This is a genomic window from Comamonas denitrificans, assembly GCF_017368815.1.
Classification (GTDB): Bacteria; Pseudomonadota; Gammaproteobacteria; order Burkholderiales; family Burkholderiaceae_C; genus Comamonas; species Comamonas denitrificans.
Genome location: NZ_JAFNME010000044.1, coordinates 1 through 14,880, shown reverse-complemented (window position 1 = coordinate 14,880; position 14,880 = coordinate 1). Strand labels below are relative to the sequence as shown.

At 61.3% G+C, this 14,880-nt stretch carries 16 protein-coding genes; 4 read left to right on the top strand and 12 right to left on the bottom strand.

What is annotated here, in order from left to right; all coding sequences use genetic code 11:
- Nucleotides 1–746 (top strand): M48 family metallopeptidase (locus J1777_RS13280; protein WP_207576169.1); only part of this gene is annotated, 746 nt, incomplete at its 5' end.
- A 97-nt stretch (nucleotides 747–843) separates the two neighbouring features.
- Here the strand turns inward: J1777_RS13280 and J1777_RS13275 are convergent.
- From J1777_RS13275 to flgB, 12 genes are all read right to left on the bottom strand, one after another.
- Nucleotides 844–2,064: an HDOD domain-containing protein gene (locus tag J1777_RS13275; protein WP_341352962.1), complete on the bottom strand. Its 1,221-nt coding sequence runs from the start codon at nucleotides 2,062–2,064 to the stop codon at nucleotides 844–846.
- Between the two features lie 70 nt (nucleotides 2,065–2,134).
- A complete protein-coding gene (gene flgL, locus J1777_RS13270; protein ID WP_207576168.1) occupies nucleotides 2,135–3,355 on the bottom strand; it encodes a flagellar hook-associated protein FlgL in 1,221 nt (406 codons plus the stop codon).
- Nucleotides 3,356–3,384: 29 nt separating this feature from the next.
- Complete coding sequence (gene flgK / locus J1777_RS13265) at nucleotides 3,385–5,370, bottom strand: flagellar hook-associated protein FlgK (RefSeq protein ID WP_207576167.1); 1,986 nt, start codon at nucleotides 5,368–5,370, stop codon at nucleotides 3,385–3,387.
- Nucleotides 5,371–5,414: 44 nt separating this feature from the next.
- On the bottom strand, nucleotides 5,415–6,401 hold the full coding sequence (gene flgJ, locus J1777_RS13260) for a flagellar assembly peptidoglycan hydrolase FlgJ (RefSeq protein WP_207576166.1): 987 nt from the start codon (nucleotides 6,399–6,401) through the stop codon (nucleotides 5,415–5,417).
- On the bottom strand, nucleotides 6,398–7,540 hold the full coding sequence (locus J1777_RS13255) for a flagellar basal body P-ring protein FlgI (protein ID WP_242700543.1): 1,143 nt from the start codon (nucleotides 7,538–7,540) through the stop codon (nucleotides 6,398–6,400). Before J1777_RS13255 ends, flgJ begins: the two co-directional genes overlap by 4 nt.
- A gap of 36 nt (nucleotides 7,541–7,576) precedes the next feature.
- The gene (locus J1777_RS13250; RefSeq protein ID WP_207576164.1) at nucleotides 7,577–8,290 is read right to left on the bottom strand and encodes a flagellar basal body L-ring protein FlgH; all 714 of its coding nucleotides are present in this window, start codon (nucleotides 8,288–8,290) and stop codon (nucleotides 7,577–7,579) included.
- A 105-nt stretch (nucleotides 8,291–8,395) separates the two neighbouring features.
- Nucleotides 8,396–9,178 carry a flagellar basal-body rod protein FlgG gene (gene flgG / locus J1777_RS13245; protein WP_207576163.1) on the bottom strand — a complete coding sequence of 261 codons (783 nt, stop codon included), beginning with the start codon at nucleotides 9,176–9,178 and terminating at the stop codon, nucleotides 8,396–8,398.
- Nucleotides 9,179–9,202: 24 nt separating this feature from the next.
- Nucleotides 9,203–9,943 (bottom strand): flagellar basal-body rod protein FlgF, encoded by a 741-nt coding sequence (gene flgF / locus J1777_RS13240; RefSeq protein WP_207576162.1) that lies wholly within the window; start codon nucleotides 9,941–9,943, stop codon nucleotides 9,203–9,205.
- Nucleotides 9,944–9,977: 34 nt separating this feature from the next.
- On the bottom strand, nucleotides 9,978–11,195 hold the full coding sequence (gene flgE, locus J1777_RS13235; protein ID WP_207576161.1) for a flagellar hook protein FlgE: 1,218 nt from the start codon (nucleotides 11,193–11,195) through the stop codon (nucleotides 9,978–9,980).
- Nucleotides 11,196–11,229: 34 nt separating this feature from the next.
- Nucleotides 11,230–11,925, bottom strand: coding sequence for a flagellar hook assembly protein FlgD (locus J1777_RS13230; RefSeq protein ID WP_207576160.1), 696 nt, complete (start codon nucleotides 11,923–11,925; stop codon nucleotides 11,230–11,232).
- 30 nt (nucleotides 11,926–11,955) lie between these two features.
- Nucleotides 11,956–12,360, bottom strand: a complete 405-nt coding sequence (gene flgC, locus J1777_RS13225) for a flagellar basal body rod protein FlgC (RefSeq protein ID WP_207576159.1) — start codon at nucleotides 12,358–12,360, stop codon at nucleotides 11,956–11,958.
- Between the two features lie 22 nt (nucleotides 12,361–12,382).
- Nucleotides 12,383–12,808, bottom strand: a complete 426-nt coding sequence (flgB, locus tag J1777_RS13220) for a flagellar basal body rod protein FlgB (RefSeq protein WP_207576158.1) — start codon at nucleotides 12,806–12,808, stop codon at nucleotides 12,383–12,385.
- Nucleotides 12,809–12,999: 191 nt separating this feature from the next.
- On the opposite strand from flgB, the gene flgA reads away from it, so the two are divergent.
- The 3 genes from flgA to J1777_RS13205 all read left to right on the top strand — a co-directional run bounded on the left by flgA (nucleotide 13,000) and on the right by J1777_RS13205 (nucleotide 14,712).
- A complete protein-coding gene (flgA, locus tag J1777_RS13215; RefSeq protein ID WP_207576157.1) occupies nucleotides 13,000–13,740 on the top strand; it encodes a flagellar basal body P-ring formation chaperone FlgA in 741 nt (246 codons plus the stop codon).
- Between the two features lie 118 nt (nucleotides 13,741–13,858).
- The gene (gene flgM / locus J1777_RS13210) at nucleotides 13,859–14,188 is read left to right on the top strand and encodes a flagellar biosynthesis anti-sigma factor FlgM (protein ID WP_242700542.1); all 330 of its coding nucleotides are present in this window, start codon (nucleotides 13,859–13,861) and stop codon (nucleotides 14,186–14,188) included.
- 155 nt (nucleotides 14,189–14,343) lie between these two features.
- A complete protein-coding gene (locus tag J1777_RS13205) occupies nucleotides 14,344–14,712 on the top strand; it encodes a hypothetical protein (protein WP_207576156.1) in 369 nt (122 codons plus the stop codon).
- The last annotated feature ends 168 nt before the right edge of the window (nucleotides 14,713–14,880 follow it).

The following is a 14,880-nucleotide window of genomic DNA, read 5'->3' as shown; positions in this document are numbered from 1 at the left end:
GGCGCTGCGCCCAAGGCATGACGCAGGCCCCGCCGCCCACGCTCCCCGTGCCGCCGCTGCCGCCATTTACCCTGGTGCGCAGCGCCCGGCGCAGCCTGGGCCTGGAGATCAGCGCCAGCAAGGGGCTGGTCGTGCGCGCCCCGCTGCGCGCCAGTGAGCGGCAAATTCAGGCCCTGCTGCACGAAAAAGCCGGGTGGATTCGCAGCAAGCTCAGCCTGGTGCAAGAGCGCCAAGAAGCCCAAGTGCACATCGCTTGGCACAACCGCACCACCCTGCCCTTTTTGGGCGGCCAATTGCAATTGGAGCTGCACCCCAGCGCCCCGCGCCAGGGTTTGCTGGTGGCCGTAGCGGCCCAGCGCTGGGTGCTGCACCTACCCTGCGCGACCGATGCCAGCCCGGCGACCATCCGCAATACCGCTTGGGCCTGGTGGCTGGGCCAAGCCCGCAGCATGTTCACCGAGCGCTTGCAGCATTACGCCCCGGCCTTGGGCGTGGCCTGGCGCAGCCTGCGCCTGACCAATGCCCGCACCCGCTGGGGCAGCGCCAAGCGCGATGGCAGCCTGATGCTCAACGCCAAGCTGCTGCATTACCCCCTGCCGGTGGTGGATTACGTGGTGGTGCATGAGCTGGCCCACCTGCACGAGATGAACCACAGCCCGCGCTTTTGGGCCTGGGTGGCGCAAGCCTGCCCGGATTACTTGGCGCTGCGGGCCGCCTTGAAGGCCCAGGCTGCGCCACTTTGGTAAAAACAATAGCTGTTTACGCTTTATTCACAATGTTTTTTGATTATTTAATGCAAAAAACATGAATTTATAAGCGCTACCAGCTCTTGAAAAGATAGTTTTACCAGCGCGGTGTCTGGCTGCGCCAGCTGCTGATCAGGCGCAGCAAGGTGCGGTTGATGGTCTCCAGGTGCATGCCGTGCTGCTCGCACAGGTCGCGCACGGCTTCGGCACCGGTTTCGTTTTCCAGGGCAATGGCCATTTCCAGGCTGGAGGCGTAAGGCCCCTCTTGGCGCAACGCGGCATCGGGGATGCGCTCGGACAGGGGCAGGCGGGCCAGGCTGTCTTCCAGGGGTTCATCCAGGATGTCGTCCAGCCGGGAGAACAGGCCGCACAAATAGACTTCGCTGCGCAGCTCTTGGCTGACCCCGGCATCCAGCAGCAGCGAGGTGAGCTGCGCCCGCTGCACCATGGCCTGGCGCACGGGCTGCAAATCGGGCTCTTCGCAGGCGTGCAGCAGCATATTGCCCAGCCACTTTTGCAAGGGGCTGTAGCCCAGCAGCACCAAGGCGCGGCGCAGTGAGTCAATGGGCTGGCGTGCGCCCAGCGCGGCGGAGTTGGCAAACAGCATCAGGCGGTAGGCCAGCAGGGGGTCTTCGCTCAGGATTTCTTCAAACGTATCGAGCGGCTGGTCGGCATCGACGGCCTTCATCAGCCGCAGCACATGGGCGTGCGAGGGGTGCAGAACTTTGGCCCCGCGCAGGTTGAACAGCACATCCTCATCGGGCCAGCCCACCACGGCGCTGGCCTGGTAGCGGTCAAAGCAGCAGCGCAGCATGGTTTGGCTGTGCAGGTCTTCGTACATTTGCCGCTCCAGCAGGAAGGCGCATTCTTCGGGCGGCGGTGGGGTGCGCAAAAATTCCAACGCATCCTGCGGGTGGATGCTCAACAGCCCACTGGTGAACAGGTTGGCCACCTCGGCACTGGGCAGGGCATCGCGCTTGCCGCGCCAGATCAGGCGCACATTTTTGCGGGCCGCGTTTTGCACGTAGGCCAACAAGCTGGCATCCCACTGCAGCCACTCGCCGCGCACCTCCAGCGCCCAAAACGGGCTGTCATGGATGCGCACCAGCAGGTTTTTCAGCAGCGCCGGGGATTGCGGCGAGAGCAGCACCCGGGGGGCGGTGGGGCTCCAGGTTTGCTCCAGGGTGCGCAAAAAGTGGGCCACATCGACTGGCTCATCGGTGCTGTCGTGCAAAAACAATTGCACGCCGGCCAGCTGGCGGTCGCTGCTCCACATCGGGCGGTAGCCCATGACAAGGACGTTCAAAGCGTATTGCACGGCAGACTTTCAAATGAATAGCTGCTAACGCTTGACCAATAAGCGTTAGGGCCGGATTTTCATCAAAATTTTAAGAAATATAGTTCAACAGCGACAGCTTTTGAATCGATGCATACGACTGCAGCGCCGCCGAGACGGCTGTTTGCTGGGTTTGCATCTGCGAGATAGCGCGCACCATGCCTTCGGAATCGTACTGCTCAGCGGCCACGCGCTGCGCCTCGACCTGCTCTTCGCGCGCCAGCAAGGTGTTGCCCATGCGTTCTGCTTGGTTGAGCAGGTCACCGGCCAAACCGCGCACGGTGGAGACGCGGTTGAGCGCAATGTCCAGCTCAGACAGCGACTTGGTGATGCCGTGCGAGAGCGTGCCAAAGGCGGTACTGCCATCGGGGTTGGCGTTGTCGCGCACGGCGGCAATGGCGCGGTCCAGGGCCTCAAAGGTGGAAATCGTGGTGCTGGGCTTGATGGTGAAGCCATCGCCGGCCACAGGCTGGCCTTTGATGACCACGTCCATGCCGGCCACGCTGATGGCGGCCCCTTCTTTGTAGGGGCTCCAGGTGGCACCGCCATCGGTGGTGTATTCCAGCACCCCGGCGTTGTCCTGGAAGGTGATTTCAATCGGCGTTGTCACCGCCGCAGCCACTGCGGGGTCTTTGATCACGCCAATATCGGCGTGGGCCTTGCCTTGGTTGGGCGTGCCTGCGGCGTGCGAATAGGGTTCAATCTCCAGCACGCCGTTGCCGGTTTTGCCGCTGAAAAACGCCAGTTCGCCGTTGAGCGAATTGGCAATGTGAAACTCGCCACTGTTGGGCTGGCCCGATTGAATGCCTTCCTCGTCGTTGGGGAAGGGCAGGCCGGTTTTCGTGTCCAGCCCGCGAAACAGCGGCAGGCCATTGCTGTCGGTGCGGTTGGCGTATTTGGAGATTTGCTCGCGCAGGCTGGTGAGCTGCTCCACCAGGGTGTCGCGCTGCACCTGGTTGTAGGCACCGTTGCCGGCCTGCACCAGCAGCGAACGAAACTCCTGCAGCGCATCGTTGATTTCGCCCAGCGTGGATTCGGCGTACTCAATGGTGGCCTTCTGTGCGTCCAGGCCGCGCTGGTCGCTGGCAATGCGCTCTAGGCGGTTGCGCGCGCGCTCGGCCTGGGCGGCGGCCACCGGGTCGTCGCTGGGACGAATCACGCGCATGCCAGCCGAGGTGTGCTCCATCTGGCTGGCCAGCTCGTTTTGCTGGCGGTTGATGTTGTTGATGGTGCGGTCGTACATATTGGCCGTACCCAGGCGGGAAATCGACATGGCAAAGACTCCTTAACTTAGCGTGCGCATCAGCGGCCCACAGCGTTCAACACGCTGTCGAACAGGCTTTGCGCAATTTGAATCACTTTGGATGAGGCCTGGTAGGCCTGTTGGTACTGCAGCAGGCGGGCGGCCTCTTCGTCCAGGTTCACCCCGGAAACCGCTGTGCGGTCCATTTCCAGGTTTTTCGCCACGGTGGACGAGAGCTTTTCCGCCAGCTGCACGCTTTGCGTGCGCGTGCCCACCACGGCCATGGCGGCAGAAAAACCATCGCTCAGGGTGGTGCCCTCGTCAAACACTTTCTTGTCACGCAGGTCCAAAAACGCCCCGGCGTTGCCAGCGTTCAGGCGAAAGGCTTCGCCAAAATCCAGGGCATTGGCCACGTCCACCGTATCGCCGGCGGCGGGGGTGCCGGTCAGGGTGATGCTCCAGCCGTTGATGGTGATCGGCTGGCCAGGGGTGTAGTCCATCGAGGCGGAGGCAGCACTCCAGGTGCTGCTCAGGTGGTCATAGATTTGGTAGGTAACCTGACCCGCACCGTCAAAGGTCAGGCGCACCGGGTCTTGCGCAGCAGGAATGCCGGTGAAGTCGTTGGCCCCCAGCTGGGTCAATTGCAGCTTGCCGGTGTTGTTTTTATTGATATTGGCCGTGAGCGCACTGGCTGCGGCCAATTCATCCGGGTTGTGTACCAGGGCTTCGATCTCGCTGGCCGCCGTGCTGAAAGGCTTGAACAACATGCTGTTGCCCGCCACGGCCGCAGCGGTGGTCGCATTGGGCACCGTAAAGCGCAGGCCATCGGCATCAAAACCAGCATTCAAAGCGGCCATGGTCAAAGGTGGGGTAGAGCTGCCGTTGAACACCTTGCCGTCTGACATGCGCGTGAGCACCGGGGCCACGGGCGAGCCTTCAAAAATCAAGCGGTATTCCGAGGGCTTGAGCTGGCTGGCATCCATCACCTGGGTGGTGGCGGCCCCTGGGCCAATATTGCTGTAGCCGGTGATGTTGCCGTAGCCGGTGCTGGTGGTGGGCAGGGCAAACAAGGCCCCGCCTTGCTGCCCGTTCAGGGTCAGGCCACGCTGGTTTTGCAGGTTCAGCTCGTGCCCGATGGTCATGGCCAGGCGGCCCAGCAGGTTGCGCCCTTCGGCCAGGTCTTCGTTGCGAAATTTCAGCAGCCCAGCAATTTCACCACCGCCGACCATGGCCGCCGTCAGCTCTAGCTGTTGCCCGCCGGGCTGGCTAAAGTACAGCGCCATGCGCTGGCTGCCAGGGTATTCCTTGGTTTCTTCCACGCTCAGCTGCCCGCTGTTGATGCCCAGCACCAGCGCCTGGCTGCCCCCGACAAACAGGCTGATGCTGCCGTCGTCGGCCGCCACCTGGGTGGTTTGCACGTACTGGTTGATTTCGCGGATCACCTGGTCGCGGGCATCGAGCAAATCATTGGGCTGGTGGCCGGTGGCCAGGGCGCGGCTGATTTCATTGTTCAGGCGGGCCACTTGGCTGGCTTTGTCATTCACCAGCAGCGCGTTGTTGCGCAGTTGCTGCGCGGTGGAGTAGTCCTGCTCTTCCAGCATGTTGGAGGCCGCGTGAAAGCGCGCCGCCAGCTCGCTCATGCGGGTGAGCACCACGTTGCGCCCCGTGGCATCCGAGGGGGCGGCCTGCACATCGACAAAGGCGTTCATCATGTTGGTGACGGCCGCGCCCAGGCTGCCATCGCCGCCTTTGAACACGTCTTGCATTTGCATCAGGCCTTGCAGGCGGCTGGTATCGGCCGCATGGATGGCGTTGGCAGCGTTGGATTGGCGGTTGAGCAAGGCGCTGTAGTTGCGCATCACCGTGGCCACCTGCACGCCTTTGCCAATAAAGCCGTTGCCCATGTTTTGCCCGTGCAAGGCATTGGTATAGACGGTTTGGCGCGAGTAACCGGGGGTATTGACGTTGGCAATGTTGTGGCCAACGGTGGTCAGGGCTTGCTGATTGGCGTTCAGGGCGGATACGCCGACATTCATGAGGCTCATAACGGCTGCTCTTTCTTCATTTCTGCAAAATTTTTAAAAAATATTCACGCCTGGTTGCCCCGCTGCACGGCCTGGGCGCTTTCAATGGCCCGCGACAGCTTGTTGGCGTATTGCGGATCGGTGGCATAGCCGGCTTTTTGCAAAGCGCTGGCGTAATCTTTGGCGTTGCCGGTGGCCTGCATGGCGTTGGCATAGCGTGGGTTTTGGCTGATCAGGCGGGCGTAGTCGCGGAAGGACTCTTCGTACGAGTCGTAGGCGCGGAACTTGGCCTTGACTTTGCGGGCCTCGCCGTTGATGTATTCGGTGGTGGTGATCTCGGCCACCTTGCCCGTCCAGCCACCCGTGGCCTTGATGCCAAACAGGTTGAAGGAGTTGGCCCCGCCGGCACCGCGAATTTCGCTTTGGCCCCAGCCGGTTTCGTGCCCGGCCTGGCCAATCATGTAGTGCGCCGGGATGCCGCTTTCGCGGGCCACGCGCTGGGCGGCAGCCTGGTGGCCTTTGACAAAATTCTCGCGCCCTTTGGGCGAGGGGGCGTAGGCATCCAGCGCCTGGGCGTTGGCCGCCGTGCCCAGCATGCCCGCGCTTTGCGCCCACTGGGTAAAGCGGCCGCTGCGGCTGGCAAAGTTCACGGTGGAGGGGATGGAAAAGCCACCGCGCTCCACCCCGCCGATGGGCTGCTGCAACCCGGCAAGCGCTTCTTTTTCATCCACCCCCATGGAGCGGGCAATTTGCGCGGTGATCGAGGCGCTCAAGCCCCCAGGCAGCCCGGCCATGCTGACGGACAGCTGCTGGTCGTACATGTCGCGGGCCAGGTCGCCCCCGCCGCCTTCTTGGTCGATCAGGCCGCTTTTCATGGTGGCCTGGCGCATGCTTTTGATCATCTCGCGCATGAAGAGCGATTCGAGCTGCTTGGCCGCTTCGCGTGCGGCTTGGGGGGTTTTGTTGGTGGCCTCGTTTTTCAGGCCGTTGAGCGAATTGACATCTCCGGCCAGGGCATTGCTGGCGCTATAGCCCAAAATTTGACTGCTCATAACACCTCCAACTCTGCCTCCAAAGCCCCGGCGGCTTTGAGCGCTTGCAATATGGCCAGTAAATCCTGGGGCGTGGCCCCCAGGGCGTTGAGCGAGCGCACCACATCGGCCAAATTGGCCGACGAGGGCACGTTCACGATGCTGCCCGGCTCCTGGGTGACCTGGATATTGGCTTTTTCGCGCACCACGGTTTCCCCTAGCGAGAAGGCATTGGGCTGGCTGATGACCGGGGTGGAATCAATGGTGATGGCCAGATTGCCGTGGGCAATGGCACTGGGCTTCAAGTTCACGGCCTGGTTCATGACGATGGAGCCGGTGCGCGGGTTAATCACCACCTTGGCCGCAGGCCTGCTGCCGGTCAGTTGCAGCTCTTCAATGGCCGCCATAAAGCCCACGCGGGCGCTGGGGTCCATGGGGGCACGCACCTCCACAGTGCGCCCATCCAGCGCGGCGGCGGTGCCCAGGCCGTAGCGGCTGTTGATCACTTGCACCACCTTGCTGGCGGTTTGAAAGTCTGCAGCGTTCAGCCCCAGGCGGATGGTGTCGCCCTCATTAAAGGGCGAGGGCACGGCCCGCTCCACCTGCGCCCCCATGGGGATGCGGCCGGCGCTCAGGTGGTTGATTTGCACCTTGCTGCCACCGGCCGAGGCCCCGGCCCCGCCCACCACCATATTGCCCTGGGCCAGGGCGTAAATCTCGCCATCGGCACCGCGCAGCGGGGTGGTGATCAAGGTGCCGCCTTTGAGCGATTTGGCATTGCCCATGGAGGAGACCACCACGTCAATCTGCTGCCCCGGCTGCGCAAAGGCGGGCAGCTCGGCCGTGACGATGACGGCGGCAACGTTTTTCAGCTGGATGTTGCGGGCGTTGATATTGCCCGGCAGGGTGATGCCCATTTGCTGCAAATAGTTTTGCACCGACTGGGTGGTGTAGGGCATTTGGGTGGTTTGGTCGCCCGTGCCATCCAGGCCCACCACCAGCCCGTAGCCGGACAACTGGTTGCTGCGCACGCCCTGCACGGCAGCAACTTCTTTGATGCGCAGCGCTTGCGCAGGCTGCCAAGCCAGTGCGCCCACAAGGGCGGTGAGCAAGGCCAGGTTACGTGCGCCAGCACGCAAAAAGCGCAGGGAGTGGGGCATGGACAGTATCTTCATACTGCCCGATTTTGGAGATTTCTAAAAAGGCAGAACGCTCAAAAAGAAGGATGCTAACCAGCCAATTGATTGGGCTGCCCCCTGCTGGCCACGGCTGCGCGACTCCACGCGCACATTGGCCACCTGCTGCGAGCTGATGACGCTGCCCGGCTGCATCAAATACGGATCGACCGTGCCGGTAAAGCGCAGCACATCGACGTTGTGGTTCACGCCAATTTGCTTTTCGCCCGCCACCACCAGGTGCCCGTTGGGCAGCACCTCGATCACGCTGGTGGTGATGGTGCCGCTGAAAGTATTGGCGCTACTGGTGCCACCGCCGCCAGAAAACTGGGACTCATTCTCCAGCCCAATGCCCAGGCGCGGCGTGATGCGGTCGTTGGTCGAACCGGCCAGAAAGGGCAACCGGCTGACGCTGCCGCTCATCTCGTTACTGCGGTTAACGTTGGAGCTTTGCTTTTGGCTGGCCGCCACCTTCTCGACGATTTGCACCATCACCGTATCGCCCACCATGCGGGCGCGGCGGTTTTCAAACACGGGGCGGTAGCGGCTGGCCTGGTACAGGCTGCCGCTGTTGCTAACGGCCTGCGCCGGGGGGGCAATGGCCACGGCCGTCACCGGGGCGGTGCTGCCCATGTCCACCGGTGGGGGATTGTTCAAGGCGCAACCGCTCAAGACGGCGGCGGCCAGCAGCCCAACATGGGCTGGACGAAAAGACAAAGGGGTAAAGCCAGCCATGGCGCGTGCTCCAAAATAAAAGAGCTGTTTGCGCTTATATACAGTTGTTTTTAAGCATAAAACACCTAAAAACCACACCAATAAAGCGCAAACAGCTATCAATAATTAAATCTGTACCAAGCGGCCCAGCATCTGGTCGCTGGTGGAAATGGCCTTGGAATTCATCTCGTAGGCGCGTTGCGTCTGGATCATGGTGACCAGCTCATTGACCACGTTCACGTTGGACGATTCCAAATAGGACTGCAGCACGGTGCCGATGCTGGTGTCGCCGGGGGCCCCGGTTTGCGGTGCGCCCGAGGCCGGGGTTTCGCGGTAGAGGTTTTCGCCCACCGGCTCCAATCCAGCCGGATTGATAAAGGTGGCCAGGTTCAGCTGGCCGATTTGCTGCGGCTCGGTCTCGCCCGGGGCCAGCACGGTGACGATGCCGGTCTTGCTGATGGTGAAGCTGCGCGAATCGGGCGGCACGGTAATGCCGTCCAGCAGCGGGTAGCCGCCCGAGGTGACCAGGGTGCCATCGCCATTGAGGGCAAAGGTGCCGTCGCGGGTGTAGGTGGTGCTGCCATCGGGCATTTGAATTTGAAAAAACCCATCGCCATTGATGGCCACGTCGTAGGCCTTGCCGGTCTCCAGCGGCGTGCCTTGCGAGAAGGTGCGCGTGGTGGCCACCGAGCGCACGCCCAGGCCCATGTGCATGCCGGTGGGCAGCTGGTTTTGCTCATCCACCTGCGAGCCCACTTGGCGCAGGTTTTGGTAAATCAGGTCTTCAAACACCGCCGTCTGGCGCTTGAAACCCGTGGTGGTGACGTTGGCCAGGTTGTGCGAAACCGTGTCCATATTCGTCTGTTGGGCGTTCATGCCGGTTTTGGCAATCCACAGGGAATTCATCATGGTAGGAGTCCTCCTTGGCTGGCCTTAGCCATTCAGGCCCAGCAACTGGGCAGCGGTTTTATCGTTGGTCTCGGCGGTGGTCAGCAGCTTCATTTGCGCCTCAAACTGGCGAGCCGCAGCAATCATGTCCACCATGGTGCCCACGGCATTGACGTTGGAGCCTTCCAGCACCCCGTCGGCCAGGCGGGCGGTGGCATCGGTGGGCAGCGGGTTGCCATCGGCGGCGCGGTACAGGCCATCGTCACCGCGCACCAGGGGCGCGCCAGCCTCGGGCGTAATCATCTTGAGGCGGCCAATATTGATCGGGTCTTGCCCCGGCTCGGTGGCCGAAATCGTGCCATCAGCCCCAAAGCTGACCTTGGCGTTTTGCGGCACATCAATGGGCGTACCGCCATCGGAGAGGATGGGCAGGCCATTGGCCGTCATCAGCTGGCCTTGGTCGTTCACTTCCAAAGCGCCGTTGCGCGTGTAGGCCTCCAGGCCATCCAAACCTTGCACGGCAAACCAGGCATTGCCCCGGGCCATGACATCGGTGGGCTTGCCGGTGGTAATGGCCGTGCCCGGTTCGTCGGAATAGCCCGAGGTGGCATCCAGCCCAAACACCCGGGTGCTGGAGCCCGCACCTTCCAGCGGTACCGAGCGAAAGGTCGTCAGCTCGGCACGAAAGCCGGTGGTGGTGGCATTGGCCAGGTTGTTGGACAGGATGGCCTGGCGCTGCATAGCAGCGTTGGCCCCGGTCATGGTGGTGTAGATCATGCGATCCATGGCGGGCTACTCCTTCTCGTTCACCAATGCGGCATCAACGCAGGTTCACCAAGGTGGAAAACACCTGGTCTTGCGTTTTGATCGTCTGCGCGTTGGCCTGGTAAGAGCGCTGCGCAGTCATCATGCCCACCAGCTCGGCGGTCAGATCCACGTTGGACTCTTCCAAAGCAGCACCTTGAATCTGACCAAAGCTACCCGCCCCGGCCGAGCCGTACAGCACCGGGCCAGAATCGTTGGTCTGCACCCAGTTGTTGTTGCCGTTGGGGGCCAGCCCTTGCGGGTTGGTAAAGCGGGCCAGGGCCACCTTGCCCTCGGGGCGGGTCAGGCCGTTGGAGTACGAAGCCATCAGCGTGCCGTCCTTGGAGACGTTCACCCCCGTCAGCTCGCCCGAGGCGTAGCCGTCCTGGGTCATCTTATCGACGCTCCATTTGCGGTCGTTTTGCGTCATGCCGCTCAGATCCAAAGTAACGTTAAACGGGGCTGGCGGGTTGTTCGGGTTGGCGGCGGAGGGATCAACGTTCAGACCTGTCACGGTGGAGGAAACAAATTTACCTTCGCCATCGAACGTCACCTGGCCCACAGGGGTGGTCACCGCAGGGTCGAGCGTGTCGTACACATCCCAAGTATTGTTGCCGTTTTTCACAAAATAGACTTCCACCGGAATGGCCACGCCCTGGCTGTCGTACACCTGCAGCGAGGTGCCATAAGTGTGGCGCGGTGTGTTCGGGGTGACGCTGGTGGCATCCGGCGCGGTGGCCGGCAAATTGGCCGCTTGAATGGCCAAGCTCGTGGTTTGGCGCCCCGGAATACCGGCCCCGGTGGGAAACTGCAAATCCACCGGCTGGGTGCCCGTGGCATTGGCATCGGCCCAGCCTTGCACCTTGTCGCCATTGGCGGTGACCAAAAAGCCGTTTTTATCCAGCTGGAATGCACCATTGCGCGTGTAAGCCGTACCACTGGGGGTATTGACGACAAAAAAGCCATCGCCATTGATGGCCATGTCCAGCCCGTTGGCTGTGGGGGTGATCACGCCCTGGCTGAATTGCTGGGTGACGGCCGCCACACTCACGCCGATACCGACCCCGGCGCTGCCGGGGCTCTGGCCCGTGCCCATGGCGCTGGCAACCATCTCGTTAAATTCAGCACGCGATTTTTTGAAACCGATGGTGTTGCTGTTGGCAATGTTGTTGCCGCTGACATCCAGGCTTTTGCTGGCGGCGTTCAGGCCCGAAAGGCCGTGGTAGAAACCCATGGTGCTGCTCCTTAAAACTGAAAAACTGAAAAATTTAAAACACAGCCTTGACGTTGCTGTAACCAATGCTCTTGCCATTGGCCAGCTCCAGCACCATGCCTTGGTCCGTAATACTGGTGCCCACCACGGCCTGCGGGGCCAGCGCCGTGGACTGCACGGTGTCTTGCCCATTGGTGGCAACCACTTTGAACTGCAAATTGCTCACATCCCCGTCGTAATTGGAGCCATCCCAGGTGAAGTAATTGCGCCCCGGATTGGCAGCACCCAATTGCAAGGTGTCGATGACCTGGCCGCTGGCGTTGGTGATTTGCACCTGCACATCGCCGGCCACACCATCCAAATCAAAGGCCGCAGTGCCGCGTGTGGTGCTGGTTTTGTTGCCATCGGCATCTTCGGTTTCCTGAACGGCCACGCCCAGTTCGTTGCCTTCGGACAGCACGGTGCGGCCAATCAAATTGCTGCCTTGCAGCATTTGCACCGTCGAGAACTGGCTGGTGACGCTATTGACGGTGTCGTTGAGCTTTTCAATACCAGTCACCGTGCTGATCTGCGCCATTTGCGAGGTCATTTGCGCGTTGTCCATCGGGCTGGTGGGGTCCTGGTTTTTCAACTGGGCCACCAGCAGCGTGAGGAACTGGTTTTGCATATCGGCGGCGTTGGTGGCACCAAAGCCGTTTTGCCCATTGGCAGCGCTGGCGTTCGCAGCGGTGTTGGAAATCGGGGTGAACATAGCGGTTTGCCTTTTGGTTTTTTTGAGCGCTTACTGGCCCAGCTGCAAGGTTTTGAGCAACAGCGTTTTTGCCGTGTTCATGACTTCAACGTTGTTCTGGTAGGAGCGCGAGGCCGAGATCATGTCCACCATCTCATCGACCGCACTGACGTTGGAGTGGGTGACATAGCCTTGCTCATCGGCCAGAGGGTGCTCGGGCGAATACACCTTGCGCCCAGGGGTGTCACTCTCTTTGATACCGACCACTTTCACGCCCGCCGCCCCCTCGTCGCCCATGGGAGCCGTCTGAAACACCACTTGGCGGGCTTTGTAGCTTTCGCCATCGGGGCCGGCCACCGCATCCACGTTGGCCAGGTTGGAGGCCACCACGTTCAGGCGCTGCGATTGCGCACTCAGGGCGCTGCCCGACACACTGAAAATAGAAAACATCGACATCGTGCTCTACCTTAAAAAATTTTTACTGACCGGTAATGGCCGACAGCAAGGTGCGTGACGATCCATTGATAAACCGCAGCGTGGCTTCGTAACGCACAGCGTTATCGACAAAATTGGCCCGCTCACGGTCCATGTCCACCGTGTTGTTGTCCAAAGCGGGCTGGGCCGACAGGCTGTAGCCCAGGCGCTGGTCTTTGTCTTTGCCAAAATTCACCGTGGGCACGGGAATGTGCTTGGCATCCGTGGTGCTCAAGAGGCGCATTTGCTCTTGCACACTGCTTTCGCCCTCGGTGGCGGCTTTTAACGTTTTGGCAAAGTCAAAGTCCCGCGCCACGTAACCAGGGGTATCGACGTTGGCAATATTGCTGGAAATCAAACGCTGCCGCTCGGCACGCAACACCAAGGCATCGGTTTGAAAATTCAAATTCGCGGTGATTTTGTTGAACATGGCACTCTTTCCTCCAAGCAAAGCCAACCCAGAGGCACAGGTCGGCTCCAAGTCGTGCAGCGATTATGGAAACTTGCCCCAATCCTGAAAGCGCAAAGAAAGCACCCTTGGCTGCGTTTTTCCAGAGTTTAAAAAACCTGTGCCTGCTTACAGTTGCCGCAACCCCCACTATCCATGTGAATTGTTTTTTTATGTTGCCTTCGCTTCTGCCCCTCCCTTTGCGCCGCCTGGCCTGGCTGGCGGCGCTGGGCTGTGCCAGCGCCAGCGCACAAAACAGCCTGCCAGAGCTCAACGCCCTGGGCAGCCAATGGGTGCAAAGCGCCATTGGCCAAGGCGGCGCGGGGGGGGACGAAGCATTGCAAAGCCTGCCCCTGCGCATGGAGGTGCAAGTGGGCAAGCTCGATGCCCGCCTGCAGCTGGCCCCGTGCAACCAGGTAGAGCCCTACCTGCCCGCCGGCTCCAAACTGTGGGGCCGCACCCGCATTGGCCTGCGCTGCATCGAGCCTGGTGCCCGGCCCTGGAATGTGTTTTTACCGGTCACGGTGCAAGCCTGGGGCATGGGCTGGGTGCTCAACACCAATATCAATGCCGGTGAAACCCTGGATGCCAGCAGCGCCAGCCAAGCCGAAGTCGATTGGGCGGCCGACACCTCGCCGGTGATTGCCCTGCCCGAAGGCTGGGTCGGCCAAACTGCCGCCCGCAACTTGATGGCCCGACAAACGCTGCGCCAGTCCATGGTGCGGCCCGCCGAGGTGTTTGCCAAAGGGGCCACGGTCAAAGTCCTGGCCAAAGGGGCCGGGTTTGTCGTTACCTCGTCCGGCAAAGCGGTCAATGGCGCGGGAGTGGGTGAAACGGTCAAAGTCCGGATGGATAATGGCCGCCTTGTCTCCGGTACCGTCAATGCCCAAGGGGATGTCGAAACAGGAATGTAGGCCACCCCAAGACATTCAGCCGCGCCAACATTGCGCTGCAAAGAAAGTCCTCAAGTTCCTCTGCCCCTTGCCGATACCAGTAACAACTCAGCGATAAAACACGCTACGGAGAAAGAAAATGAAGGTCGGAACCAACAACAACATCGAAATGCTGGCAAGCAAGCTCCAGCAAACCACTGCCCAAAATGCACAGCAAAAACAAGTGGGTACCGCTGCCGAATCGGTGCAAGCCAGTGGCCGCACCGCCCAATCGGGGGTGCCGGTGACGGTCTCCAAATCGGTGCGCTCGCTGGGCGAAGGCTCTAAAACCACCAGCGATGTGGACACCGCCAAGGTGCAAGCCATGCGCGAGGCCATCGCCAACGGCACGTTCAAAGTGAACGCCGGGGCCATTGCCGACAAACTGCTGACCGATGCCAGCATGTTCTTGGGTGCTGCCCGCGCTTAAAACCACCTCGCAAAAAATCAAGGCCCCGCTGGCCTGCACGTTTCCAGCCTTTCCGACCTTCGGCTGGTGTGCAAGGACAGCGGGGCTTTACTATTGGCGCTGTTTTTGACTGTTTTTCCAGCGCCTTCTTTTTCTCTCTTGGGAATCGCCTGACCATGCAACTAGACCAAGCCCTGGCCCACATTGATGGCCTGCTCGACCTGATCACCCCCCTGCTGACCGAGGACTCGCCCGAGGCCATCGCCCAAGCCATGGAGCAGCTGCAAAGCAGCATGACGGCCTTTGTCCAATTGGCCCAGCGGTTTGAAGTCAGCGCCTTCACCCCCAGCGCCATCGCCCACATGCAGCGCATCTCTGACCGGCTGGCCCAAATGCGCGGGCACATCGTCAAAATCGGGGCCATCAACCAGCAGCAGCTCCAGGCCCTCATGCCCCAGCAGGGCAGCGCCCACACCTACGGCGGCAGCAAACTGCCCCCCGGCGCAGCCGCCTCGGTGGCGCGGCTGTACCATGTCAGCGGTTAATTCAAAGCTTGAAAGGTCATAGCACGTGCCGCTTATGCCACAAGGGGAAACCCCTGATTTCAACCCCCATTCCAATCTTCATTTAGCCCCCTGGGCCTGCCACCCCGCAGCCACCCGAGGACGGCGTTACGCTGAAGCCCCCACCCCCACCCGCAACGACCACCAGCG